Here is a 25,621-nt window from a genome sequence, read left to right as displayed (position 1 = left end):
ATGGAAACACTTGAAATAAAATCCGTAGACAAAACAAACAAAACTGAAAAGATGACTGAAAGTAAAAAATTTAGCATTAAAAAGACGTCAAAGGAATTGCTATCGAAGTGGTTTCACATGATGACTTTGGGAAGAGCATTAGATGAAAAAGCACCCAATTACCTTAAGCAGGCAATGGGTTGGTCTTACCATGCTCCTTATGCAGGTCACGATGGAATTCAACTTGCAATAGGGCAGGTTTTTGATCGTACGAAAGATCATTTATTTCCATATTATAGAGACATGCTTACTTCCATTTCGGCAGGATTAACAGCTGAAGAGATCATATTTAATGGAATATCAAAAGATACTGATGTAGCAGGAGGTGGTAGACACATGTCGAATCATTTTGCAAAACCAGAATGGAATGTTCACAATGTATCATCATGTACGGGTAACCATACGCTTCATGCAGTTGGTTTAGGACGTGCAGTAAAAAAATACAATCACAAAGGAGTTGTTTTTAGTTCTCAGGGAGAATCATCCGTGTCGGAAGGATACGTGTACGAGGCTATTAACGGAGCTACAAATGAGCAGCTTCCTGTGGTATTTGTATTTCAGGATAACGGATATGGAATTTCGGTTCCTAAAAAAGATCAGACAGCTAATAGAAAAGTTGCCGATAACTTCCGTGGAATGAAATACTTAAAAATCATTCATTGCAATGGAAAAGATGTTTTCGATTCTATGAATGCAATGACAGAAGCAAAGAAAATTGCTTTGGAAACTTCAACACCTGTAATTGTTCAGGCAAACTGCGTTCGAATGGGATCGCACTCTAATTCTGATAAGCATGAATTGTATCGCGATAACGCAGAATTAAATTACGTAACCGAATATGATCCATTGGCAAAGTTTCGCAGACTATTAGTTCGTTACAAGCGTTTTACTGAAGAGGAGTTGGTAGCTATCGAAGCAGAAGTAAAGTTGGAAGTTAAAAAGGCTCACAAAGCGGGTTTAGCGGCTCCCCATCCAACACCTGAATCAATTCACGAATTTGTTATCCCAGAGCCTTATGTTTCTGAAAAATATCCTGAAGGATTACACAATTTTGATGGTAACAATAAGAAATTAATCGAAGGATTAAATGAGACTTTAAAAGCAGAATTCCGTCATAATCCAGATACATTTATTTGGGGACAGGATATTGCCAATAAAGATAAAGGTGGGATTTTTAATGTTTCCAAAGGAATGCAACAAGAGTTCGGTAAAGATAGAGTATTTAACGCTCCTATTGCCGAAGACTACATTATGGGAACAGCAAATGGAATGAGTCGTTTCAATGACAAAATTAGAATTGTTGTTGAAGGTGCAGAGTTTGCAGATTATTTTTGGCCTGCTATGGAGCAGTTTGTAGAAACGACTCATGAATACTGGAGAACCAAGGGTCAATATTCTCCAAATATTACCGTGCGTTTAGCTTCTGGCGGATACATTGGTGGTGGTTTGTATCACTCTCAGAATATCGAAGGTGCTTTGGCAACTTTCCCTGGTGTTCGTATTGTTTATCCTTCTTATGCTGATGATGCAGCAGGTTTGTTACGTACAAGTATTCGTTCGAAAGGAATGACTGTTTTTATGGAGCCAAAAGCTTTGTATAATGATCCCAAAGCATCGGCTGCAGTACCAGAGGATTTCGAAGTTCCTTTTGGAAAAGCAAGAGTAAGAAGAGAAGGTGCAGATCTAACAATCGTAACTTATGGTAACACAACTCACATGTGTGTTGAGGTTGCCGATAAATTAGCCGAAGATACAGGTAAACAGATTGAGGTTATTGATCTTCGCACACTGGTACCAATGGATACAGACACAATTGTAAAATCTGTAGGTAAGACAAACAAAGTGATGATTGTGCATGAAGATAAAGTGTTTTCAGGCTTTGGAGCTGAAATTTCAGCTACCATTACCGAATTGGCTTTTAGTAAATTAGATGCACCTGTAAAACGCGTAGGTTCAGAATTTACACCTGTTGGTTTTAATCGTATTTTGGAGAAAGCAGTTCTACCGAATAATGATAAAATTTATGCAGCAGCTAAAGAACTAATCGATTATTAAACCTCATCTTCTAAAAAATAACACATGAAAAAAATAGGATTATTTTATAGTTTCAATACAAACAAAACAGCTAAGAATGCTGAAAAGATAAAAAAAGCTTTTGGTACTTCCGTAGAGGTTGAAAGTGTAAATGTTGAGGAAGTGGATGAAGATATCTTTCTGGCCTACGACAATATGGTGCTAGGTGTGCCAACTTGGTTCGATGGAGAATTGCCAAACTACTGGGACGAGTTTATGCCTGCTATTGAAGATCTAAAACTAAAAGGCAAAACAGTTGCTTTGTTTGGTTTGGGTGATCAGGTCGGATATCCTGAAAATTTTGTAGATGCCATTGGTCTTTTGGCAATTGCACTGGAAGATAGAGGTGCAAAAGTAATTGGTTTAACATCTCCAGAAGGTTATAAATTTGAAAAGTCGGTTGCTTTACGTGATGGCAAATTTTTAGGACTAGCTCTTGATATTGAAAATCAGGCAGCATTATCGCCTGAAAGAATTGAAGCTTGGGTTGAGCAATTAAAAAAAGAGTTCAAATAAAATCCTTTATTGTAATATAGTTTGAAGAGCTTCCTCGAAAGGGAAGCTTCTTTTTTTAGTCATAAAACTGATAACGGGTGATTGAGTACTTTGTTAATGATTTTTTATCTACTCTTTTATCCATGTACCGAACGAAGTAAGATCATGAATACTCGTGACAATTATGAATGAATCAAAAAGTAGAAGCCCATCTAGCTATAAGACAGAGCTATAGAAAATAATGCTTAGTATAATGAATATCCCTTAGGAGATAAGGTGTTTAATTAGAACCAGTTTAAATCAATATCTTAGCAAATTATCATGCTTTGTTAGATTAAAAAAAAATCATAGATTTACAGCAAGCGAGAATAAATTTATGAATAGAATTCTTTCCATACTCCACAGGCACTCTTACAAAGGCCTATTCGAATGCTGGATTTGTTGATCTAGTAATACTTCTATTCCCATAATAAGAGGGAACTATCTACATTTTTTACAGTTTAACGAATGTCCAAGTTTATTTGGTTGCATTCTATTGTCTAATGTATTAATGACAAAATAATATGAATGGTATCGTATTTGATATCAAGCGATATGCTGTACATGATGGCCCGGGAATTCGTACAACAATATTCCTGAAAGGTTGTCCTTTGCGCTGTTTGTGGTGTCACAATCCAGAAAGTTTTTCTCCGAAAATCGAAGAATTCAATCAAACGAATAGATTGGCTGAAAAATCGGTGACGACTAGAGTTAAAATTGGGAAAGAATATACGACGAATCAATTAGTTAAAGAAATTGAAAAGGATCAATTGTTTTTTGATCAGTCGCAAGGAGGAGTAACTTTTTCTGGCGGAGAACCATTGTTACAGCTGGATTTTTTAGAAGTAATGCTAAAGGAATGCAAGCAAATGGATATTCATACAGTTGTTGATACTTCGGGTTTTGCACCCAAGGAAAATTTGCAGCGAATTAGTGAAAATGTAGATCTCTTTTTGTTCGATTTAAAACAAATGAATGATAAGGATCACCGTCAATTAACTGGTGTATCCAACCAACAAATTTTAGATAATTTAAGTTACCTAATCGAGCAGAAAACAAATTTAATTATTCGTTTTCCTATGATTCCAGGTTTTAATGATTCTAAAGTCAATGTCATGAAAATGATAGAATTTTTAACAAATCTAACTTCACAGGCCGAAATTCATATTTTACCTTATCACCGAATAGGGAAAGATAAGTATGCTCGTTTTAATAAAGAAAATAGGATGCCTGAAATACCTTCAATGAAAGAGGAAGATACCGTTTGGGCTAAAGAGCTTTTCGAACAGGCAGGATTTAAGGTAAGTATTGGAGGATGAAATTTAGTTAACAAAGAACAGTTATCAATTAATAATAAACGAAAGAATTTTTGAAGAAGTAAATCAACTTTGGACTTATTACTTTCTATTTGATGCTTAAAAAGATGAACAAAAGAATAAAACAATTACGCGATCAAAGTATAAATGCCATTAACAGCATATCCCCAGAAAGAGCATTGTTAACGACAGAATTTTATAAATCAGATGAAGCACAAATGGTATCAACGCCAGTTAAAAGAGCTTTGTCTTTTAAATACCTATTTGCCAACAAGAAAATTTGCATAAATGACAACGAATTGATTGTTGGAGAGCGCGGACCAGCACCAAAAGCTTGTCCAACCTTTCCCGAAATCTGCATCCATTCTTTGGATGATTTACAGATTTTGAACGATCGCGAAAAGGTATCTTTTCATGTTGATGAGGAAACCAGAACGATTTATAAAGACATTATCATTCCATTTTGGAAAGGTAAAACGAATCGCGATCGATTAATCTCCAACATGACTCTGGAATGGTTAGATGCTTATGGAGCGGGAATATTTACCGAATTTCAGGAGCAACGTGCACCTGGACATACTGTTTTAGGGAAAAAAATGTTCCAAAAGGGATTTCTGGATGTAAAAAAGGAAATTCAAACAGCTATTGATCAATTGGATTTTTTCGAAGATCCTCAAGCATACGAAAAGCAAGAAGAGCTTAAAGCAATGGCAATTACTTGCGATGGAATTATTCTGTTTGCGAATCGTCATGCCGAAGAATTGGAGGGATTGGCTAAGTTGGAAAAAGATGCAAAGCGCAAAATAGAATTGGAACAAATGGCAAGAGTTTGTCGCAAGGTTCCTGCTCATGCTCCCGAAACGTTTCACGAAGCATTGCAGCATTATTGGTTCATTCATTTGGGTGTAATTACCGAATTAAATCCATGGGATTCCTTTAATCCAGGAAGGTTAGATCAGCATTTACAGCCTTTTTATGAGAAAGAAGTTTTAAGCAATAAGCTATCGAAAGAGGATATGTACGAATTGCTTCAGGCGTTTTGGATAAAATTCAACAATCATCCGGCACCACCAAAAATGGGCGTTACTGCACAAGAAAGTAATACGTATACCGATTTTTGCCTAATTAATTTGGGAGGTTTAAAGGAAAATGGTTCAGATGCTGTGAATGACATGTCTTATGTGCTTTTGGATGTGATTGAAGAAATGCGATTGTTGCAACCAAGTTCAATGATTCAGCTTAGCAAGAAAAATCCAGATCGTTTTATTAAGCGCACTTTAAAGATTTTAAAAACCGGTTTCGGACAACCATCTATATTTAATACCGATGCAATTATTCAGGAAATGCTTCGACAGGGAAAAAGTATTGAAGATGCTCGTAACGGCGGGTGCAGTGGCTGTGTAGAAACTGGGGCTTTTGGAACCGAGAATTATTCGCTGAGTGGTTATTTTAATTTGGCTAAGATTTTGGAATTGACAATGAACAATGGTTTCGATCCTCGAACAAAGAAACAAATTGGTTTGGAAACAGGTAAGATTGAAAGTTTTAGTTCTTATCAAGATGTTTTTACTGCCTGGCAAAAGCAGGTCAATTACTTTGCGGATATCAAAATTCGAGGAAATAATGTGATTGAGCGCTTGTATGCCAATTATTTGCCTGTTCCATTTTTATCGGTTTTGCTTGAAGATTGTATCTCGAAAGGAAAAGATTACAATGCAGGAGGAGCTCGCTACAATACAAGCTATATTCAGGGAGTTGGCTTGGGAAGTTTGACAGATATGTTTTCGGCAATTAAGTATCAGGTTTTCGATCATAAAAATCTTAGTCTGCCAGAACTGAAATATGCTATCGATCAGAATTTTGAAGATTACGATGAACTGAGAAGTAATTTGATTTACAATACTCCAAAGTATGGTAACGACGATGATTATGCCGATAATGAGGCAATTGCAATATTCGAAACCTTCTATTCGGCGATAAATGGGAGACCTACAGCAAAAGGTGGTGTTTTTAGAATAAACATGTTACCAACAACTTGTCATGTTTATTTTGGAAATGTAATGGGTGCATCGGCAGATGGTCGTATGGCCGAAAAGCCATTGTCCGAAGGAATATCTCCATTTCAGGGAGCCGATACACAAGGACCAACTGCGGTGGTAAAATCAGCATCTAAAATTGATCATTTACGAACAGGGGGAACCTTGCTGAATCAAAAATTTAGTCCTTCTTTTATGGATAATGAAGCAGGAATTAGGCAAGTAATGAATTTGGTGCGTTCCTATTTTCGGATGGACGGACATCACATTCAGTTTAATGTGGTGAGTGCAGATACTTTAAGAGACGCTCAAAAACACCCGGAGAATTACAAAGATCTAATTGTTCGGGTGGCTGGTTACAGCGATTATTTTAATGATTTAGGAGAAGATCTACAAAATGAAATTATTCAAAGAAACGAGCATAAAGATTTTTAAGAAAGGAAACGAATAGCCATTATTTATCTCTTTCTGGTTAAGAATTTAATATTTTTGCGTCAAGACTTAAAACGGTAGAGGAATTGGGGGGTAAGAATTGAATTCCTGAAAAGGAGTGTAGTTTTAAACAAAATAGAATAAGGAAATATGACATATTTTGAGGAGCTTATAAAGAAAGCCAGAGAGATTGAAAATCCACTTCAGCAAGTTTTAGCCATTTCGGGTAGTCCACGAAAAGGAGGAAATACAGATATTATCCTGAAGCAAATTGTTTCAGGATTGAAATCTGAGAGCATTCCAACAGAAAGTGTAAGTCTTAAGGGTATAGATTTTAGTGGATGTATTGGTTGTGAAAAGTGTAGAAAGGATAAAATCTGTACAATGCTCCAAGATGGAATGTCAGTTTTGTATCCAAGTATTATTGATTCGAAAGGATTAGTTTTAGTTTCTCCAGTCCATAATTACAATATAACTTCGTGGATGAAAGCTTTTATCGATCGTCTGTATTGTTTTTATGAATTTGACAATAATACAAGACCACGAAAATGGAGTTCCAATTTGGCAAATCAAAATCGAAAAGTTGTAATTGCTGCTGTTTGTGAGCAAGAAAGTTTAGAAGATTTGGGATTTGCTATTGAGGCAATGCAAAGGCCTATGGAAGCTTTAGGTTTTGATATTGTTGGAACTATTCCAATATTTAATTCATTTGAAAAAGGAGCTGTAAAAAAGCAAAATGAGACGATGGATAAAGCATTTGAATTAGGAGTTGAATTGGGACAACAACTGAAATAAATATTGGGAAAACTAATACTAGGCGATTGATAGATTTGTTTTTGAAAATAGATTATTGATTTTATAAAGGAAGCACTTAGGCTTGTTGCAATAAAAACATTGCGTGAAGAATATGGAAAAACTAAAGTTGGGCAAGAAGCATTTGCTTAATGGTTGTATTTAACGAATTGACCATTCCTTATTTGGAACTATTCTGAGAATCAAAATTCAGTCTTATCATTATTGTTTTTTTATTTTTGAAAAAATAAAAAATCAGTTCTATCAATCATGAAATCTAGTAAAATGAAAATAGCAGTTCCCGTTACAGGCAGTAATCAAATCGATGGTCATTTTGGTCATTGTGAGTTTTATAATATTTATACAATTTCCGAAACCAATGAAATTGTTGATGCAGAAAGAATGGATTCGCCACAAGGGTGTGGTTGCAAGTCGAATATTGCATCTGTTTTGGCCGAGGCAGGTGTAAAAGTTATGCTTGCAGGCGGAATTGGGAATGGAGCTATTAATGTCCTGAATCAAAATGGAATTGAAGTAATTCGTGGTTGTTCAGGAACTGCTCAGGAGGTAGTAAAATTATTTGTTGATGGACAAGTAAGCGATAGTGGTTCTTCTTGCAGTCATACCCACGAAGATGGACATAGTTGTACTCATTAATTTTTTTTGATTTAAAATTTTTAAAAGAGTCAATATCATTATGATATTGACTCTTTTTGTATGTAATTGTATGATGCTTTTAATTATTTAAAAAGATAAAATAAATTGAAAAATTATCATTAGCCGATAAAAAAAATTGACTCATGCCTGTAAATTTCTTAACTTGATATAAAGTGTTACACTTCAGATTATTATATTCTTATTTTATTGTTTCATTTAAAAATTATACGATATGTCAAGTACAGGAGGAATTATTGCAGGTGTGTTAGCGGGTTGTGCTATTGGTATTGGATTAGGGGTTATGTATGCTCCTGATAAAGGGGAAGTAACTCGTAAAAAGGTAAAAGAGACAGCGAAAAAAAAGGTAGATGAATTAGATGATGCCTTTGACAAAAGTGTTGAGAAAATGCGTACAAAGATGGACGAACTTATTGTAGAGCTTGAAAAAAAATTGTCTGACTTTAGAAAATCTGAAAAGGAAAAAGAGGAGTTAGTATAGTTTTTAGATAGTATAAATGAGTTAGATTGGTTTAAAACAGTGTACTAAAATAAAAAATAATTGGAAAAAATTACAGAACAATTCAGGCAGCTAAAAGAGTTATTGGTAGAATATTTCGATGCCAATGTGGAATATTACAAGTTTGCAGGTTTCGAAAAATTAATAAGACTTGTTATTGCAATTTCTTTTGCCGCAATATTTCTTGTATTATTTATGCTTGTATCTATTTTTATGGGATTTTCGGCTGCTATGTGGCTTGGAAATATTCTTGAAAACGATGTTTTGGCTTACTTTTTAGTGGCTCTGTTTTTCTTGCTTTTGTTGTTAATCATCTATTTGCTAAGAGCTCCATTATTAGAGCGTCCGCTGATTAAGTATTTTCATCGATTTTTATACAAAGCAGAGGATAGAACAGAAAAGTAAACTGTTTTTATTAATCGAACTTTGAGTTTGTGAAATGTATTTTATTGTGAAAGTTCATAACTATTAAATTTTGTAACAAAAAGAGATCAAATGAGGCGTTATTATTCACTTAAAGATATTGAAAGAGAGAGGTATCGTTTATACCTTGAAAAAGAGTTGGTAAATCATAAACTAAAATATTTTTATCGAAATACAAGAAATAGTTATCGACTCGAAAATATAATTAAGGATAATGTAGGCAGTTACATAGCTAAGTTTGTAACTCGATTCATTTGGAGAAACTCAAATTTAGAGCCAAGTAGGCAGGAACAAAAGTTAGAAGAATAGAAATATAGTATTGTGAATAAATATAGTAAAATACAAAATGGAGGCGTTTGAATCTGATAGAGATCAACGCCTCTTTTCTCAATAAAAAATCAAAATTTTTTTTTGCTGAATAATTGAATGGAAAAATTAGATTTGAATGAAACTTGTGTTTTTGCAATGCTTTGCATAAAAAAAAACAATGAAAATTGGTGAGATTTTTATGAATTGAAAATTACATTTGAATGTTAAGTCTATTAAAATAAAAAATACTGATTAGCAGATATATAGGTTGCTTATTTAGATTTTTTTTAGATCTAAAAAGCTATTGGGAATCGTAAGAATTGGAAATAATTGATTTTTTCACATACATTTGTCATATAGATTTGTTAGCGTAATCGGATCGAAAGAGAGATTGTAAATGTTCGTTGACAAAGTTAAAAACAATAAGAATCTGTAAAGATTCAAACAAGTAAAAAAAATATGCAATTTAATTCAGCCATTATTATTAACGTCATTATTCGCGTCCTTCTGGACACGAATCGAGGCTGAGCATATTTAAATTAAACGAAATTAATTTTACAAAATATCATAAGCCTCTTCCAAATGAAGAGGCTTTTTTGTTGATCAGGTTATTGTATGTTATCATTTAAGGTAGTCATTATCGTCATTATTATTTCCATCGTCATTATTAGTAGGACGGTGAGGAAAGATGTGCTAAAACAATAATTTCGCAACAAACGAATTTATAAGCGCTCTTTCCTAATGGAAGGGGCGCTTTTTTTATCTCAATTATTATTGAAAAGAGATAGATAAATGAAAACAAACAAAAAATAACTATTTAATGTATTAGCCAAAATGTATAAAAATCAACTAAGAAGCAATCAAACTACTCAGGGAAGAAGAATGGCCGGAGCCAGAAGTCTTTGGCGTGCCAATGGCATGAAAGAGGAAATGTTTGGTAAACCTGTTATTGCAGTAGTAAATTCATTTTCACAGTTTGTGCCAGGACATGTTCATCTTAAAGATGTTGGTCAGATGGTAAAAAAGGAAATTGAAAAAGCAGGATATTTTGCTGCTGAATTTAATACAATTGCCATTGATGATGGTATTGCCATGGGGCACGATGGTATGCTGTATTCTTTGCCTTCGAGAGATGTGATTGCTGATAGCGTTGAGTATGTATGTAATGCACACAAGGTTGATGCTATGATTTGTATTTCCAATTGTGATAAAATTACTCCGGGAATGATGATGGCAGCTATGCGTTTAAATATTCCAGCTGTTTTTGTGTCAGGAGGACCAATGGAGGCAGGAGAATCGAAAGGTGAGAGATTAGATTTGGTGGATGCAATGGTAAAAGCCGGCGACGATAGCATAAGCGATGAACGCATGCAGGAAATAGAAGAATCGGCTTGCCCAACTTGCGGATCTTGTTCGGGAATGTTTACAGCAAATTCAATGAATTGTTTAAACGAAGCTTTAGGATTAGCATTACCTGGCAATGGAACTGTTTTGGCTACGCACAAAAATCGTAATCAATTATTTATTGATGCAGCCGCTTGTATTGTTGATATCACAAACAAATACTATAAAGAGGGTGACGATAAAGTTTTACCTAGATCTATAGCAAGTTTCGAGGCTTTTAAAAATGCAATGACCTTGGATATTGCAATGGGAGGATCTACAAATACTGTACTTCACCTATTGGCAATTGCTAACGAAGCAGAGGTGAATTTTACCATGAAAGATATGGATGAGTTATCACGAAAAACACCTAATCTGTGTAAAGTAGCTCCAAATTCTCCAAAATATTATATCGAAGATGTAAATCGAGCAGGTGGAATTATGAGTATTCTGGGGGAATTAGCAAATGGAGGTTTATTAAATACAGAGGTCTATCGTGTTGATTATCCAAACCTGAAAACAGCTTTACAGGATTGTAACCTTTTTTCTGATAAAGTATCTGATAAAATTCTAGAGAATTATTATTCGGCTCCGGGGAAAAATGGACGTAACCTAAAATTGGCTTCTCAGAACGAAAAGTATGCCGATTTAGATCGGGATAGAGAAAATGGTTGCATTCGTAATATGAAGAATGCCTACACACAAGATGGTGGATTGGCTGTATTATTCGGAAATATTGCTCCCGATGGTTGTGTAGTGAAAACAGCAGGGGTAGCCGAAGAGGTCTTTAATTTTAAAGGAGTAGCAAAAGTATATCAGTCGCAAAAAGAAGCTTGCGAAGCAATTTTAACAAAAAAAGTTAATGCTGGTGATGTTGTGGTAATTCGTTACGAAGGACCATCCGGAGGACCGGGAATGCAGGAAATGTTATATCCAACTTCTTATTTAAAAGCCATGGGATTGGGGGCTAAATGTGCTCTGATTACCGACGGTCGTTTTTCAGGAGGAACTTCAGGATTATCAATTGGGCATGTATCGCCCGAAGCAGCAGCAGGAGGTGCTATTGCTTTAATAAAAGAAGGAGATCAAATTGAAATTAGTATTCCCAATAGAACGCTAAATATTTGTATTTCAAATAAAGAATTAGAAGCAAGAAGAAAAGAGGAAGAGAGCTTTGGCGATAAAGCATTTACACCAAGAGGAAGAGGAAGAAAAGTGTCGAAAGCACTTCAAGCTTATTCAAAGTTGGTTTCATCAGCAGATAAAGGAGCTATTCGCCAGTTATAAGTTTAAAGGAAATGGTGAAAAGAATAAAAGAAAAAATAAAACATCATGTTCTCCCTTTATAAAGGGGATGTTCGATAGAACAAAAAGGGGTTTTTTATTTAATCAAAAACTTTTTAGTGTTGATAATATTATAAAACAAACACTATGGAAATAGCAGCAAAAACCGAAAATATAAAAGGGATGAAGAGTACCGGTGAAAATATATCAGGAGCGGAGATATTAGTTCGAAGCTTGATTCAGGAGGGTGTTGATACAATGTTTGGATACATTGGAGGAGCGATTATGCCTGTATACGATGCTTTATATGATTATCAGGAAGAGCTAAAGCATTTTATGTCGCGCCACGAACAAGGAGCTACGCATAGTGCACAGGCTTATGCCAGAATAAGCAAGAAGGTTGGAGTGTGTTTTACCACATCGGGCCCGGGAGCAACCAATGTGATTACCGGTTTAGCTGATGCCTATTTGGATTCTACTCCTATGGTAGTTATTACCGGTCAGGTAGCAAGTGGTTTATTAGGAACCGATGCTTTTCAGGAAACAAATATGGTTGGACTTTCAATGCCGGTAACCAAATGGAATTACCAGATAACTAAAGCCGACGAAATTGGGGAAATAATGGCAAAAGCCTTTTATATTGCCCGTTCTGGTCGTCCGGGGCCAGTATTAATTGATATTACCAAGGATGCACAGATTGCAAAAGCAGAATATAATTATAAAAAATGCGAAGGAATTCGTTCTTATCAGGCAATACCTAAACTTAAACAGTCCGAAATCGAAGAAGCGGCCTCATTAATAAACACTGCAAAAAAACCATTAATCCTTGCCGGACAGGGTATTTTGTTATCCGGAGCAGAAAAAGAGCTAATTGAGTTTGCAGAAAAAACACAGGCACCAGTTGCCTGTACTTTACTGGGCTTATCGGCATTTCCAACCAATCATCCGTTATATGTAGGAATGTTAGGAATGCATGGGAATTATGGTCCTAATATGAATACCAACGAATGTGATGTTTTAATTGCTGTAGGAATGCGTTTCGATGATCGTGTTACTGGTGATACTTCAAAATATGCAAAACAGGCGAAAATTATTCATATCGATATTGATAGATCGGAGCACAATAAAAATATAATTGTTGATATCCCAGTATTGGCTGATGCAAAACAAGCATTAAATTCATTAAATAAGTTGGTGAGTGGAAGTGATAGAAAAGAGTGGATGAAGACTTTTACCGATTATTATCAGTTAGAATTTGATAAAGTAATCGAAAATCAAATTCACTCAAATAGTGATAATATTAATATGGCAGAGGTGATAAACACCTTATCCGAAGAAACCAATGGAGAAGCTATTTTGTGTACCGATGTTGGTCAGCATCAGATGACAAGTGCTCGCTATTATCAATTTAAAAACCCAAATACACTTGTTACATCAGGAGGATTGGGAACTATGGGATTTGGTTTGCCTGCCGCAATTGGTGCGCAAGTAGGAGCACCCGATTCGGCTGTTGTTTCGGTTTCTGGTGATGGTGGATTTCAAATGACAATACAAGAGTTGGCCGTAATCAGACAATATAAACTTCCGGTTAAAGCAATTGTATTGAACAATTCTTTCTTAGGAATGGTTCGCCAATGGCAGGATTTGTTTTTTGATCAGCGATTCTCATATACACAAATGGACAATCCCGATTTTGTGAAAATTGTTGATGGATATGGAATAACAGCAAAAAGGGTGAGTAAACGAGAAGATTTACAAGCAGCCATTAAAGAAATGTTGGAAACACCGGGAGCCTATTTTTTAGAGGTAGTAGTTGAAACAGAAAGTAATGTTCTGCCTATGATTGCACCTGGAGCAGCAGTTTCTGAAATGAGACTTGAATAGAATAATTAGTAATTAAGAATAAGTAATTAATAATAAATAAGTGATTAGATGGATTGTAAATCATCTTTTTACGTGATACTGGTTACTAAATACTAAATTAAAATGAAAGAATATACAATAACGATTTTTTCTGAGAACAACATAGGTCTTTTAAATGAGGTAACTATCGTTTTTTCGCGTAGAAAAATTAATATCGAAAGCTTGACAGTTTCCGAGTCGGAAGTAAAAGGGGTATCACGATATACGATTGTAGCTTTTATCGATGAAAATCTGATTGAAAATGTAGTTAGACAAATTGAAAAAATTATAGGTGTTTTTAAAGCTCTTTACTTCGAAGAGGAAGAGATAGTACATCAGGAAGTTGCTTTGTTTAAAATAGCCAATTCGTCTAAGCTAAATGGAAAATTAGAAGCCTTGGTGAGAAATCAGAATGCCAAAATATTAACCGTAAATCCCGATTTTTTAGTTATTGAAAAAGTAGGTTATAAGGCAGAAAATCAGGAGCTTTTTAATGAACTGGAACAATACGGAGTATTACAGTTTGCTCGTTCGGGTAGAGTGGCAGTTTCCTGTCAGAAGAAAGAGTTCACTAGTTATTTAAAAGAATTATCAAATTAATAAAATAGATATGAGATAAGAGAAATGTGATGTGAGAAACTCTTTTTCACGCCTCTTTAATCTGAAATCTTATATCTCAAATCTAATATCTAAAAAGAAATAAAATGGCAACAATTAATTTTGGCGGCGTAGAAGAGCAAGTAGTAACTCGTGAAGAATTTCCATTGGAAAAAGCTCGCGAAGTATTAAAAGACGAGACTATTGCAGTAATTGGTTACGGAGTTCAAGGACCCGGTCAATCTTTAAATTTAAAAGACAATGGTTTTAATGTAATTGTTGGACAGCGAAAAGATTCTAAAACCTGGGATAAAGCTGTTGCTGATGGATGGGTTCCTGGAGAAACTCTTTTCGAAATAGAAGAGGCTTTAGACAGAGCTACAATTATTCAGTACCTGTTATCTGACGCAGGACAAATTGCAGTTTGGCCAACAGTTAAGAAATATTTGAAACCAGGTAAAGCATTATATTTTTCACATGGCTTCGGAATCACATACAAAGAGCGTACAGGAATTGTTCCTCCAGCCGATGTTGATGTAATTTTGGTTGCTCCTAAAGGATCGGGAACTAGTTTAAGAAGAATGTTTTTGGAAGGACGTGGTCTGAATTCTTCTTATGCAATTTTTCAGGATGCTACAGGAAAAGCTTTCGATAGAGTGGTAGCTTTAGGTATTGGTGTGGGTTCGGGTTACTTGTTCGAAACTACATTTAAAAGAGAAGTATATTCCGACCTTACAGGTGAGCGTGGAACATTAATGGGATGTATTCAGGGAATTTTTGCTGCTCAATACGAAGTGCTTCGCGCGAATGGACATACTCCTTCTGAGGCATTTAATGAGACTGTAGAAGAGTTAACTCAAAGTTTAATGCCATTAGTAGCAGAAAATGGAATGGATTGGATGTACGCAAATACATCTACTACAGCTCAGCGTGGTGCGCTAGACTGGTGGAAGCCTTTCCGTGATGCCACAAAACCTGTTTTTGAGAAATTGTATAGCGAAGTTGCCGCAGGAAATGAAGCACAGCGTTCTATCGACTCAAATAGCGAAGAAGATTACCGTGTAAAATTAGAAGCAGAATTAAAAGAACTTCGTGAGAGCGAAATGTGGCAGGCAGGTACTGCTGTTCGTAAGCTTCGTCCGGAAAACAACTAAATAGCAATTGAGTGAATGTGTTAATGGAACCTTTAAAAATAGATTCTGAACTCATTCACTCTATTCACATTTTTTAATACGCTGATAGGCCTTGAATATCCCATTTTTTTAAAAGGAGTGAAGTTTTTAAGTGTTTGTTAATTAGTGATTTTGCGATAAAATAATTGGGTGTAAGTAATTTGCTACAGCATTTGAATATCGTAATTGTGAATGAATTATTGTTTTCCACTACAGACTTAAGTTTATAGGTTTGTTAAGGATTTGAGAGAATCCTCAGTAAACAATCACAGCTAACAAAATCGAGATGAATCCGAACTCAATTATTATAAGTTTTATTCTCATTCTTGACCTCATTCTTGATGGATCAATAAGGAAGACTGTGTTATAATCTGAATATAGAAAACGATCATAATACTAAGTTCTTCCAAAATGGAGGAACTTTTTTTTTATACCGATCAGAAAAATAGTAAGTCTGATAGAACAAATAAAATAATGATCGGCGAAACATACTTTTATTCAATAGAAAAGGAGTGTTTCAACAAAAACTAATAGTCAATCACGTAACAAAACACGAAATATGAGTGATAAATTATTTATTTTCGATACCACTTTAAGAGATGGTGAACAAGTCCCGGGATGTCAGCTTAATACAATTGAAAAAATTGAAGTTGCCAAAACTCTGGAAGCTCTTGGAGTTGACGTTATTGAGGCGGGTTTTCCTGTTTCAAGTCCGGGAGATTTTCAATCGGTCGTCGAAATAGCTAAAGCAGTAAGTAATCCTACAATTTGTGCACTTACACGTGCTGTTGAAAAAGATATTGATGTTGCTGCCGAGGCTTTAAAATTTGCAAAACGAGGAAGAATTCATACAGGAATAGGAACCTCACCTTATCATATCAAATCGAAATTAAATTCTAACCCCGATGAAATTCTTGAGCGTGCTGTTCGTGCAGTAAAATATGCCAAGCGTTATGTCGAAGATGTGGAGTTTTATGCCGAAGATGCTGGAAGATCAGATAATGAATATTTGGCAAGAGTTGTGGAAGCTGTTATTGCTGCAGGAGCTACAGTTATAAATATTCCGGATACAACAGGTTACTGTTTGCCGTCGGAGTATGGTGCTAAAATTAAGTATTTGATGGAGAACGTTTCAAATGTTCATAAGGCAGTTTTATCAACTCATTGTCATAACGATTTAGGAATGGCAACAGCAAACTCCTTAAGTGGGGTTATTAATGGAGCTCGACAAGTTGAGGTAACCATTAATGGTATTGGCGAAAGGGCCGGAAATACTTCTCTCGAAGAGGTAGTTATGGCAGTGAAAACTCATCACGATTTGCCTTTCTTAACGAATATTAAGTCGCAGGAAATTATTGGTGCCAGCCGATTGGTTTCTTCATTAATGAACATGCCAGTTCAGCCAAATAAAGCAATTGTAGGTAGAAATGCTTTCGCTCATTCTTCCGGTATTCATCAGGATGGAGTTTTAAAGAATAGAGAAAACTACGAAATTATTGATCCTGCTGATGTTGGAATTCAAGAATCTGCAATTGTATTAACAGCCAGAAGTGGAAGAGCAGCTTTAAATCACCACCTAAGCCAAATGGGTTATGAGTTATCAAAAGATCAATTGGATGATGCTTACAGCAGATTTTTGGTAATGGCTGATCAAAAAAAGAATATCACAGAAAAAGATCTTTCAGAGTTAATGGGAGAAACTAAAGATCTTGAAAAATCAGTTGAATTGGAATTATTGCAAGTCGTTTCGGGAAAATCAACTATCCCAATGGCAACAGTTCACCTTAAAATTAAAGGGAAAAGTTGTGCTGCTACAGCAGAAGGAAATGGACCTATTGATGCTTGTTTTACTGCTGTTAAAAAACTGATATCTCAGGAATTTACATTGGGAGAATTCCTTGTGCAGGCACTAACCCGCGGTAGCAATGATCTTGGAAAAGTTCATGTTCAGGTAGAGCACAATGGAAAAGTAGCCTATGGTTTTGGCGCGAATGTAGATATAATTACAGCCTCGGTCGAAGCTTTGGTTGATGCACTTGCGAAGATTGTTTATTAGTCATCTTCGATTTCATGAGATGCTTATTACTTACGAAGCTCTCATTAAAATTAATATTGAATAATTGATAAGCTCACCATAACTGAGAATATCAAGCTTAACAGTTTAATAAAAATATGGAACCAAAAACACTATTTGATAAAGTATGGGATGCTCACGTAGTTGAGAAGATTGATGGAGGTCCTAGCGTATTTTACATCGACAAACATTTAATCCACGAAGTTACAAGTCCGCAGGCTTTTGCCGGACTGGAAGCAAGAGGATTAAAAGTGTTTCGCCCTGAAAAAACCATTGCAACACCAGATCATAATATTCCTACCGAAAATCAACATCTAACAATTAAAGACGAGCTTTCGAGAAAGCAGGTTGAAACATTAACAGCAAACTGTGAAAATAATAATATTACTCTTTACGGTTTAAATCATCCATACAATGGAATTGTGCATGTTGTGGGTCCCGAATTAGGACATACTCAACCAGGAATGACTTTGGTTTGTGGCGATAGTCATACTTCTACGCATGGTGCTTTTGGAGCTGTAGCTTTCGGTATTGGTACTTCAGAGGTTGAAATGGTATTGGCAACTCAGTGTATTTTGCAGCCTAAACCTAAAAAAATGCGAATTACTGTTGAGGGTAAATTGCAAAAAGGGGTTACAGCTAAAGATCTTACACTTTACGTGATTTCGCAGCTGGGAACTGGCGGTGCAACCGGATATTTTGTAGAGTATGCAGGTTCTGCAGTTAGTAGTCTAAGCATGGAAGGACGCATGACAGTTTGTAATATGAGTATCGAAATGGGTGCTCGTGGAGGAATGATTGCTCCAGATCAAACTACTTTTGATTATGTAGAAGGACGTGAATTTGCTCCTAAAGGCGAAGAGTGGACTAAAGCTGTTGCCAAATGGAAGGAGTTAAAAACCGATGAGGGTGCAACCTTCGATAAAGAGTATGTTTTTAAGGCTTCGGATATTGAACCAATGCTTACTTACGGTACCAATCCTGGAATGGGAACAGCAATTTCGGGCAGCATTCCTAAAGCTGAAGATATTGAAAGTAGTGAATTGCCAACATTCAAAAAATCTTTGGATTACATGGGCTACAAGTTGGGCGATAAATTATTGGGCAAAAAAGTAGATTATGTATTTGTAGGCAGTTGTACCAATGGAAGAATCGAAGACCTTCGTGTTCTTGCTTCGGCTGTAAAAGGAAAACAAAAAGCAGAATCTGTAACAGCTTGGATTGTTCCAGGATCGAAGCAAGTTGAAAAACAGGCCCAAAAAGAAGGATTGGTAGAAATTTTAGAGGAAGCAGGATTTAAAATGCGTCAGCCAGGATGTTCGGCATGTTTAGCAATGAACGATGATAAGATTCCGGCAGGAAAGTATAGCGTTTCTACTTCAAATAGAAATTTTGAAGGCCGACAAGGACCGGGTTCAAGAACAATGCTGGCTAGTCCGCTAACGGCTGCTGCAGCAGCTATTACAGGAGTAATAACAGATCCTAGAGAATTGTTTTAATAAAATATTTATACATAGTTTTTAGCTGAAGGCTGATAGCTGTAAGCTAATCGCTCAAAATATAAAAAAATGCCAATAGATAAATTTACTGTACTGGAATCATCTTATGTACCTCTTCCGGTAGAAAATGTAGATACCGATCAGATTATACCTGCACGATTCCTAAAAGCAACCAGCCGCGAAGGTTTTGGAGAGAACCTTTTTAGAGATTGGAGATTTGCTCCCGATGGAAGTCCGGTTGAAGATTTTGTTTTAAATAAGCCTAATTACTCAGGTAAAATTCTTGTTGCCGGAAAAAATTTTGGTAGCGGATCATCACGAGAGCATGCCGCATGGGCAGTTCACGATTACGGATTTAAGGTAGTTGTGAGTAGCTTTTTTGCAGATATTTTTAAGAATAATGCATTAAATAATGGGGTTTTGCCTGTAATTGTTTCTGCTGAGTTTCTTGATAAAATATTTCAAGCTGTTGAGAAAGATAACAATCAAAAAATTGTTATTGATCTTCAGGAACAAAGCATTTCTTTGAATGGTGAAAAAGAGGAATTTGAAATAAATCCTTATAAAAAGAATTGCTTATTGAATGGTTTCGATGATATCGATTATCTCTTAGATAAAAAAGAAAATATAGTACAATTTGAGAAGAATTGAATGATGGAGTAAGGTATTCTTAAAGTAAAATTAGGGAACGGAAAAATTGCAGAATACTTCGAAGAAGTATTCACTTGCAAATTTTTTTCACTTACTCTTTAAAACATTTATTCAAAACTCATTAACGAATAATAAAAATGAACGAATTGCATAGCTTAGAAATAATGGATACCACTCTTCGGGATGGAGAGCAAACGTCCGGAGTAAGTTTTAATGCTGATGAAAAATTTGGGGTTGCAAAACTAATGTTACAATCCTTAAAAGTTGATCGGATAGAGGTTGCTTCTGCCAGAGTTTCGGAGGGAGAATTTCAAGCAGTGCGTAGAATTACCAAATGGGCCAAAGAAAATAACTGTTTAGATAGAATAGAAGTTTTGGGTTTTATTGATGGAAAAGAATCTATCGATTGGATTTATGAGAGTGGAGCTAAAATTGTTAATTTACTGGCTAAAGGTTCTTTAAAGCATTTGAAAGGACAGCTAAAAAAATCGAAAGAAGAACATGTTAAGGATATTAAAAGTGCTATTGCCTATGCGAATAGTCTGGGAATAGAGGTAAATCTTTATTTAGAAGATTGGTCCAATGGTATGATGACTTCTCGTGATTACGTTTGGTATTTAATAGACGAATTGCAGAAGGAAAATATTAAAAGATTTATGTTGCCCGATACTTTAGGGGTTATGAATCAAGTTCAATCATTCGATTTTTGTTATGCCTGCTGCGAAAGGTATCCTAATTTGCATTTCGATTTTCATGCTCATAACGATTATGATTTGGCATTGGCAAATGTGTATTCGGCAGTGCTTGCAGGTGTACATGGAATTCATACTACTGTTAACGGATTAGGAGAGCGGGCAGGTAATGCGCCGCTTGCATCAGTTGTAGGCGTTGTTAAAGATCATTTGTCTCGTAAGATTAATGTAAACGAAGAAAAAATTAATACTGTTAGCCGTATTATAGAAACTTTTTCGGGCATAAGAATTCCTGCAAACAAACCTTTGGTTGGCGAAAATGTGTTTACTCAAACCTGTGGTGTGCATGCTGATGGTGATTCAAAAGACGATTTGTATTTTAACCGATTAATGCCCGAACGATTTGGTCGCGAGAGAAAATATGCCCTAGGAAAAACATCGGGGAAAGCCAATATCAAAAAGAATCTGGAAGAATTGGGCATGACTCTCGACGAGGAAATCATGAAAATGGTAACCAAGCGGGTAATTGAATTAGGCGACAAGAAAGAAAGGGTAACAACCGACGATCTTCCTTATATCGTTTCTGATGTATTGAACCATACAGTTGAGGAAATGCCAATTCAAATTAAACATTATTCTTTATCTCTTTCGAAAGGAATGCGCCCTTTTGCATCTGTTAATCTCGAAATTAATGGAAAAATGCACGAGGGAACTGCTTCGGGCGATGGACAGTACGACGCTTTTATGAATGCAATATGGAGTATTTATGAAAAAATGGGAAAAGATCGTCCGATTTTAGCTGATTATTTGGTGCGTATTCCTCCTGGTGGAAAAACTGATGCTTTGGTAGAAACTCTAATCACCTGGAATTATAAAGGCAAGGAGTTTAAAACTAGGGGTTTGGATCCCGATCAACTCGAAGCAGCAATAAAGGCAACTTCCCGAATGCTTAATCTTCTCGAACAGCAGGATAATAAGTGTAGTAAACAATTAGTAAACAGTACAAAATAAAATGAATATTTTAATGAGTTGATTTTCTTAGAAACTTACAACTCATATCTCAAATTTCAGATAAAATGACTTATAAAATAGCAGTATTGGCCGGCGATGGAATTGGTCCGGAAATAGTTGAACAAGCAAGAAAAGTAAGCGATGCGATTACTAAAAAATTTGGTCACGATTTTGAATATACCGAAGCACTGGTAGGTGCTACTGCCATCGATCAGGTAGGAGATCCATATCCTGCTGATACGCATGAATTGTGTATGAAATCGGATGCTGTTCTTTTTGGTGCCATTGGCGATCCTAAGTTCGATAATAATCCATCAGCTAAAGTTCGTCCGGAACAAGGTTTATTAGCCATGCGTAAAAAATTGGGTTTGTATGCTAATCTTCGTCCGGTAAATACGTTTAAATCATTAATTCACAAATCGCCTTTAAAAACAGAATTAGTCGATGGTGCCGATTTTATGTGTATTCGTGAGTTAACAGGAGGAATTTATTTTGGTCGTCCTCAAGGGCGTTCCGAAGATGGACAAACAGCTTACGATTCTTGTGTTTATACAGCAGAAGAGATTGAAAGAATTGTGCGTTTAGGATTTGAATATGCAGGGAAGCGTCGTAAAAAGTTAACCATTGTAGATAAAGCAAATGTGTTGGCAACATCTCGATTATGGAGAGAAACAGCTCAAAAAATAGAGCCCGAATTTCCAGAAATTGAAGTAGAATATATGTTTGTTGATAATGCAGCAATGCAGTTAATTACCTGGCCAAAACGTTTCGATGTAATGGTTACAGAAAATATGTTTGGAGATATTCTTACCGATGAGGCGAGTGTAATTTCCGGTTCTATGGGAATGCTACCATCAGCATCCATTGGAGTTCATACCTCTGTTTTTGAGCCAATTCATGGTTCTTATCCGCAAGCAGCAGGTAAAAATATAGCTAATCCTTGTGCTACGGTTCTTTCAGCTGCCATGATGTTTGAATATGCATTTGGCATGATGAAGGAGGGAGCCTTAATTCGCGAAGCTGTTGATAAAGCTCTGGAAGCAGGAGTAGTAACAGAAGATATTGCCGATGGTAAAAAAGCATACTCAACAAGTGAAGTTGGCGATTGGCTGGCAAATTACATTACGAATATATAGTTAGTACACATCATAAGTGCTCATAAGCCTGAGGAAATTGGTTAACCTCAGGCTTATTTTAAGTTTAAAAAGGGGGAATATGTCTAAAGAAAATTATTATCCGCTTATGGCGGATATTGTAAAAGCAAGTAGAGTGGTTCAGGAGGTAGCACACACAGCTCCTCTTTTAAAAAATATGAATTTGTCTGTCAAGTTTCAGGCAAATGTTCACCTAAAAAGGGAAGATCTGCAATTGGTTCGTTCCTATAAAATTAGAGGTGCCTTTACTAAAATTTCATCTCTAACAAAAGAAGTATTAGCCAAGGGAATTATTTGTGCCAGTGCGGGTAATCATGCTCAGGGAGTGGCCTATTCCTGTAATAAACTAAAATGTTTTGGTAAAGTGTATATGCCCGAAACAACTCCTCGTCAAAAAATTAAACAGGTTAAAATGTTTGGTGGCGAATTTGTAGAAATTGTTTTGTCGGGCGATACCTTCGACGATGCTGCTGCTAAAGCAATGGCCGATGCAAAAGAACATTCTCAAACCATTATTCATCCTTTCGACGATCCTAAAATTATAGAAGGACAAGGAACCATTGGTCTTGAAATACTGCAACAATTAACTGAGCCAATCGATTATCTGTTTTTACCAATTGGAGGTGGTGGATTAGCTTCTGGTGTGGGTGCATGGATAAAAGAATTTAGTCCGAATACTAAAATTATTGGTGTCGAACCAGAAGGTGCTCCTTCCATGAAAATAGCTTTTGAGAAGAATTGTAATGTCGCACTTGATAGCATTGATCGTTTTGTTGATGGTGCAGCCGTACGAAAAGTGGGCGATCTTACCTGGAAAATTTGCGAAAAAGTATTAGATGATGTTGTGGTAGTTCCCGAAGGTTTAATCTGTTCTACAATTCTTCAAATGTATAACGAAGATGCAATTGTTGCAGAACCAGCCGGAGCACTTTCCATTGCAGCATTGAACTTAATGAAAGATAAAATTAAGGGAAAGAATGTAGTTTGCGTGCTTAGTGGAAGTAATAACGATATTACCCGAATGGAAGAGATCAAAGAACGTAGCCTTTTGTTTGAAGGTTTAAAACATTATTTTTTGGTACGTTTTCCGCAGCGTTCGGGTGCTTTAAAAGAATTTGTTAACGATGTTCTCGATAGTGGCGATGATATAACTCATTTTGAGTACTACAAAAAAAGCAGTCGCGAAAAAGGTCCTGCTGTTATTGGTATTGAAGTACAAAATCCAAAGGATTTAAAGAGATTACAAAAACGAATGGCAGAGCGAAATTTTGTGTTCGAATACTTAAATGATAAAACTGATTTGTTTCAGTTTATAGTTTAAAAATAAGTTTACGATTTAATTAGAGAGCTTTTCTTAATTGGATAAGCTCTTTTTTATTTCTTTATCATTTTTTCAATGATAAAGAAATATTATACTTTTGAGAGCAATAGATACTTAATCTGCTAAAAGATGCTCCGAAATTTACTTGTTCTAGTTTTATTAATTTTTTACGGAATAAATTCTTCGTATTCCCAATTTAACAGTTCTAATAATCAGGTAAAGAATTTAAGTTATTATTTGCAGTTAAAAGATAGTATTGATAATGCCAAGAAGGAGAAAATTAAGATTTTAACCGATTCATTATCCTTTTACAGTACTCAATCATCAAATAGAAACAAACTAGATCTGCTAACTAAACTGGCCAAAGAATATGAATATTTTGTTTACGATTCGGCTTTTTACTATGGAAATCGTGCGCTTAAACTTTCTTATCAATTAAATGATAAAACAAAAATTGCAGAATCGAAATCGAATTTGGCTTTGGTATTATTGCTTAAGGGATTGTACAAAGAAACTATAGATACGCTTCAATCAATTAAGAGTTCCCATTTATCTCAGCAAAAAAGAATTGATTTTTTTGCGGTAACATATAGGGCATATTACGATTTATCGAATTCCAGATGGGGATATTATGCTCCAAAATATCGTAAGTTGGGTGATAAATATGTTTCAAAAATTGTAAGAGAAGCTAATCCTGATTCATTTCAGTACAATCTTGCTCGGGCTTTAAAAGCATTGAATCATCAGGAAGATAAATTAGCTGTGAAGTATTACGAAAAGTTAGTAAACGAGTTTGATTTAGGACCACATCAAATAGCAATTTGCCAAAGTGGATTGGGTGTTGCTTTTGGACGCTTGGGAAAGTTAGAGCAGGCAAAAAAGTGCATGAAAAAAGCCGTTATTGGAGATATTTTATCGGCTACAAAAGAAACATTGGCCGCTAAAATGTTAGCCGAAATGCTATTTCACGAAGGAGACCTGGAGAAAGCTGATTTGTATATTTCTGAGGCAAGAAAAGATGCTGAATTTTATGGTAGTAATGCTAGAAGACTCGAAATTTCATTTATTCAACCAGAAATTGAAGCAGCTGTAGTTGGTGAGCTCGAGAAGGAGAAAAAGCAGGTTATTAGGGTAGGATTTGTAATCTTAATTTTATTGTTTGTAATTATTGTTTTGGCTCTGGTATTTTTTAAACAATTGCAGGAATTAAAAAGAGCCAGAAAAGAAATTATCGAACGCAACGAAAATTTGAAAGTTGTAAATGAAAGTTTGCGCGAAGTAAGCAAGATTAAGGAAGAGTACGTAGGATATTATTTCAATTTTAGTTCTCAGTTTATCGAGAAAATGGAGGGAATGAAAAAAGCCATTTCCCGACAGTTAATAACAAAGCAGTACGATGCAATTGAAAGTGAATTAAAAAATTACAATCCGAAGAAGGAACGCAAATATTTATTCGAAGATTTTGATCGTATTTTCCTAAAGTTATTTCCCGATTTTGTGCATAGATTTAATCTCTTATTTAAAGAGGAAAATAAAATTATTTTAAAAAATAATCAAAGTTTAAATACCGATTTGCGGATTTTTGCTTTGATACGTTTAGGCATAAACGACAATGAAAAAATTGCCAGTATTCTTAACTTTTCAGTCAATACTATTTACACCTACAAAACAAAGATTAAGAATCGTTCTTTTGTTCTAAACGACGATTTTGAGAAAAAAATCATGGAAATAAAATCCGTTTAACTCAATACAT

Annotated in this window: 20 protein-coding genes; all 20 read left to right on the top strand. The window is 35.5% G+C overall.

The window, feature by feature from the left end:
• The 20 genes from ACT3CE_RS00815 to ACT3CE_RS00720 all read left to right on the top strand — a co-directional run bounded on the left by ACT3CE_RS00815 (position 1) and on the right by ACT3CE_RS00720 (position 25,611).
• Complete coding sequence (locus tag ACT3CE_RS00815) at positions 1-2,094, top strand: alpha-ketoacid dehydrogenase subunit alpha/beta (RefSeq protein ID WP_444707866.1); 2,094 nt, start codon at positions 1-3, stop codon at positions 2,092-2,094.
• A 24-nt stretch (positions 2,095-2,118) separates the two neighbouring features.
• Positions 2,119-2,628, top strand: a complete 510-nt coding sequence (locus tag ACT3CE_RS00810) for a flavodoxin (protein WP_444707865.1) — start codon at positions 2,119-2,121, stop codon at positions 2,626-2,628.
• A 542-nt stretch (positions 2,629-3,170) separates the two neighbouring features.
• Positions 3,171-3,965, top strand: a complete 795-nt coding sequence (locus tag ACT3CE_RS00805; RefSeq protein WP_444707864.1) for a glycyl-radical enzyme activating protein — start codon at positions 3,171-3,173, stop codon at positions 3,963-3,965.
• Between the two features lie 104 nt (positions 3,966-4,069).
• A complete protein-coding gene (gene hypD / locus ACT3CE_RS00800) occupies positions 4,070-6,433 on the top strand; it encodes a trans-4-hydroxy-L-proline dehydratase (RefSeq protein ID WP_444707863.1) in 2,364 nt (787 codons plus the stop codon).
• A gap of 147 nt (positions 6,434-6,580) precedes the next feature.
• On the top strand, positions 6,581-7,225 hold the full coding sequence (locus ACT3CE_RS00795; protein ID WP_444707862.1) for a flavodoxin family protein: 645 nt from the start codon (positions 6,581-6,583) through the stop codon (positions 7,223-7,225).
• Between the two features lie 282 nt (positions 7,226-7,507).
• Positions 7,508-7,879 carry a NifB/NifX family molybdenum-iron cluster-binding protein gene (locus ACT3CE_RS00790; RefSeq protein WP_444707861.1) on the top strand — a complete coding sequence of 124 codons (372 nt, stop codon included), beginning with the start codon at positions 7,508-7,510 and terminating at the stop codon, positions 7,877-7,879.
• A 232-nt stretch (positions 7,880-8,111) separates the two neighbouring features.
• A complete protein-coding gene (locus ACT3CE_RS00785) occupies positions 8,112-8,378 on the top strand; it encodes a YtxH domain-containing protein (protein ID WP_444707860.1) in 267 nt (88 codons plus the stop codon).
• 60 nt (positions 8,379-8,438) lie between these two features.
• Entirely contained in the window at positions 8,439-8,801 is a 363-nt protein-coding gene (locus tag ACT3CE_RS00780) for a hypothetical protein (protein WP_444707859.1), read from the top strand.
• Between the two features lie 90 nt (positions 8,802-8,891).
• A complete protein-coding gene (locus tag ACT3CE_RS00775) occupies positions 8,892-9,128 on the top strand; it encodes a hypothetical protein (protein WP_444707858.1) in 237 nt (78 codons plus the stop codon).
• An 834-nt stretch (positions 9,129-9,962) separates the two neighbouring features.
• Positions 9,963-11,798 (top strand): dihydroxy-acid dehydratase, encoded by a 1,836-nt coding sequence (ilvD, locus tag ACT3CE_RS00770; protein WP_444707857.1) that lies wholly within the window; start codon positions 9,963-9,965, stop codon positions 11,796-11,798.
• 144 nt (positions 11,799-11,942) lie between these two features.
• A complete protein-coding gene (ilvB, locus tag ACT3CE_RS00765) occupies positions 11,943-13,679 on the top strand; it encodes a biosynthetic-type acetolactate synthase large subunit (protein WP_444707856.1) in 1,737 nt (578 codons plus the stop codon).
• Positions 13,680-13,781: 102 nt separating this feature from the next.
• Complete coding sequence (ilvN, locus tag ACT3CE_RS00760) at positions 13,782-14,297, top strand: acetolactate synthase small subunit (protein ID WP_320118613.1); 516 nt, start codon at positions 13,782-13,784, stop codon at positions 14,295-14,297.
• A 104-nt stretch (positions 14,298-14,401) separates the two neighbouring features.
• Positions 14,402-15,448, top strand: a complete 1,047-nt coding sequence (gene ilvC / locus ACT3CE_RS00755; RefSeq protein ID WP_444707855.1) for a ketol-acid reductoisomerase — start codon at positions 14,402-14,404, stop codon at positions 15,446-15,448.
• 577 nt (positions 15,449-16,025) lie between these two features.
• Positions 16,026-17,522 (top strand): 2-isopropylmalate synthase, encoded by a 1,497-nt coding sequence (locus tag ACT3CE_RS00750; protein ID WP_444707854.1) that lies wholly within the window; start codon positions 16,026-16,028, stop codon positions 17,520-17,522.
• Positions 17,523-17,638: 116 nt separating this feature from the next.
• Positions 17,639-19,039, top strand: a complete 1,401-nt coding sequence (leuC, locus tag ACT3CE_RS00745) for a 3-isopropylmalate dehydratase large subunit (protein WP_444707853.1) — start codon at positions 17,639-17,641, stop codon at positions 19,037-19,039.
• A 69-nt stretch (positions 19,040-19,108) separates the two neighbouring features.
• Positions 19,109-19,690: a 3-isopropylmalate dehydratase small subunit gene (gene leuD, locus ACT3CE_RS00740; RefSeq protein ID WP_444707852.1), complete on the top strand. Its 582-nt coding sequence runs from the start codon at positions 19,109-19,111 to the stop codon at positions 19,688-19,690.
• Between the two features lie 137 nt (positions 19,691-19,827).
• Positions 19,828-21,393, top strand: coding sequence for an alpha-isopropylmalate synthase regulatory domain-containing protein (locus ACT3CE_RS00735; protein WP_444707851.1), 1,566 nt, complete (start codon positions 19,828-19,830; stop codon positions 21,391-21,393).
• A gap of 65 nt (positions 21,394-21,458) precedes the next feature.
• Positions 21,459-22,529 (top strand): 3-isopropylmalate dehydrogenase, encoded by a 1,071-nt coding sequence (gene leuB / locus ACT3CE_RS00730; RefSeq protein WP_444707850.1) that lies wholly within the window; start codon positions 21,459-21,461, stop codon positions 22,527-22,529.
• Positions 22,530-22,608: 79 nt separating this feature from the next.
• Positions 22,609-23,868, top strand: a complete 1,260-nt coding sequence (ilvA, locus tag ACT3CE_RS00725) for a threonine ammonia-lyase IlvA (protein ID WP_444707849.1) — start codon at positions 22,609-22,611, stop codon at positions 23,866-23,868.
• A gap of 129 nt (positions 23,869-23,997) precedes the next feature.
• On the top strand, positions 23,998-25,611 hold the full coding sequence (locus tag ACT3CE_RS00720) for a DUF6377 domain-containing protein (RefSeq protein WP_444707848.1): 1,614 nt from the start codon (positions 23,998-24,000) through the stop codon (positions 25,609-25,611).
• Positions 25,612-25,621 lie beyond the last annotated feature (10 nt).

The organism is Marinifilum sp. RC60d5 (assembly GCF_052400665.1).
Lineage (GTDB): Bacteria > Bacteroidota > Bacteroidia > Bacteroidales > Marinifilaceae > JBQTGK01.
This window is presented reverse-complemented; position numbering and strand designations above follow the sequence as displayed.

Coding starts and splice junctions, on each gene's coding strand:
- ACT3CE_RS00815 (WP_444707866.1), top strand. CDS start 1: ATGGAAACACTTGAAATAAAATCCGTAGACAAAACAAACAAAACTGAA.
- ACT3CE_RS00810 (WP_444707865.1), top strand. CDS start 2,119: ATGAAAAAAATAGGATTATTTTATAGTTTCAATACAAACAAAACAGCT.
- ACT3CE_RS00805 (WP_444707864.1), top strand. CDS start 3,171: ATGAATGGTATCGTATTTGATATCAAGCGATATGCTGTACATGATGGC.
- hypD (WP_444707863.1), top strand. CDS start 4,070: ATGAACAAAAGAATAAAACAATTACGCGATCAAAGTATAAATGCCATT.
- ACT3CE_RS00795 (WP_444707862.1), top strand. CDS start 6,581: ATGACATATTTTGAGGAGCTTATAAAGAAAGCCAGAGAGATTGAAAAT.
- ACT3CE_RS00790 (WP_444707861.1), top strand. CDS start 7,508: ATGAAAATAGCAGTTCCCGTTACAGGCAGTAATCAAATCGATGGTCAT.
- ACT3CE_RS00785 (WP_444707860.1), top strand. CDS start 8,112: ATGTCAAGTACAGGAGGAATTATTGCAGGTGTGTTAGCGGGTTGTGCT.
- ACT3CE_RS00775 (WP_444707858.1), top strand. CDS start 8,892: ATGAGGCGTTATTATTCACTTAAAGATATTGAAAGAGAGAGGTATCGT.
- ilvD (WP_444707857.1), top strand. CDS start 9,963: ATGTATAAAAATCAACTAAGAAGCAATCAAACTACTCAGGGAAGAAGA.
- ilvB (WP_444707856.1), top strand. CDS start 11,943: ATGGAAATAGCAGCAAAAACCGAAAATATAAAAGGGATGAAGAGTACC.
- ilvN (WP_320118613.1), top strand. CDS start 13,782: ATGAAAGAATATACAATAACGATTTTTTCTGAGAACAACATAGGTCTT.
- ilvC (WP_444707855.1), top strand. CDS start 14,402: ATGGCAACAATTAATTTTGGCGGCGTAGAAGAGCAAGTAGTAACTCGT.
- ACT3CE_RS00750 (WP_444707854.1), top strand. CDS start 16,026: ATGAGTGATAAATTATTTATTTTCGATACCACTTTAAGAGATGGTGAA.
- leuC (WP_444707853.1), top strand. CDS start 17,639: ATGGAACCAAAAACACTATTTGATAAAGTATGGGATGCTCACGTAGTT.
- leuD (WP_444707852.1), top strand. CDS start 19,109: ATGCCAATAGATAAATTTACTGTACTGGAATCATCTTATGTACCTCTT.
- ACT3CE_RS00735 (WP_444707851.1), top strand. CDS start 19,828: ATGAACGAATTGCATAGCTTAGAAATAATGGATACCACTCTTCGGGAT.
- leuB (WP_444707850.1), top strand. CDS start 21,459: ATGACTTATAAAATAGCAGTATTGGCCGGCGATGGAATTGGTCCGGAA.
- ilvA (WP_444707849.1), top strand. CDS start 22,609: ATGTCTAAAGAAAATTATTATCCGCTTATGGCGGATATTGTAAAAGCA.
- ACT3CE_RS00720 (WP_444707848.1), top strand. CDS start 23,998: ATGCTCCGAAATTTACTTGTTCTAGTTTTATTAATTTTTTACGGAATA.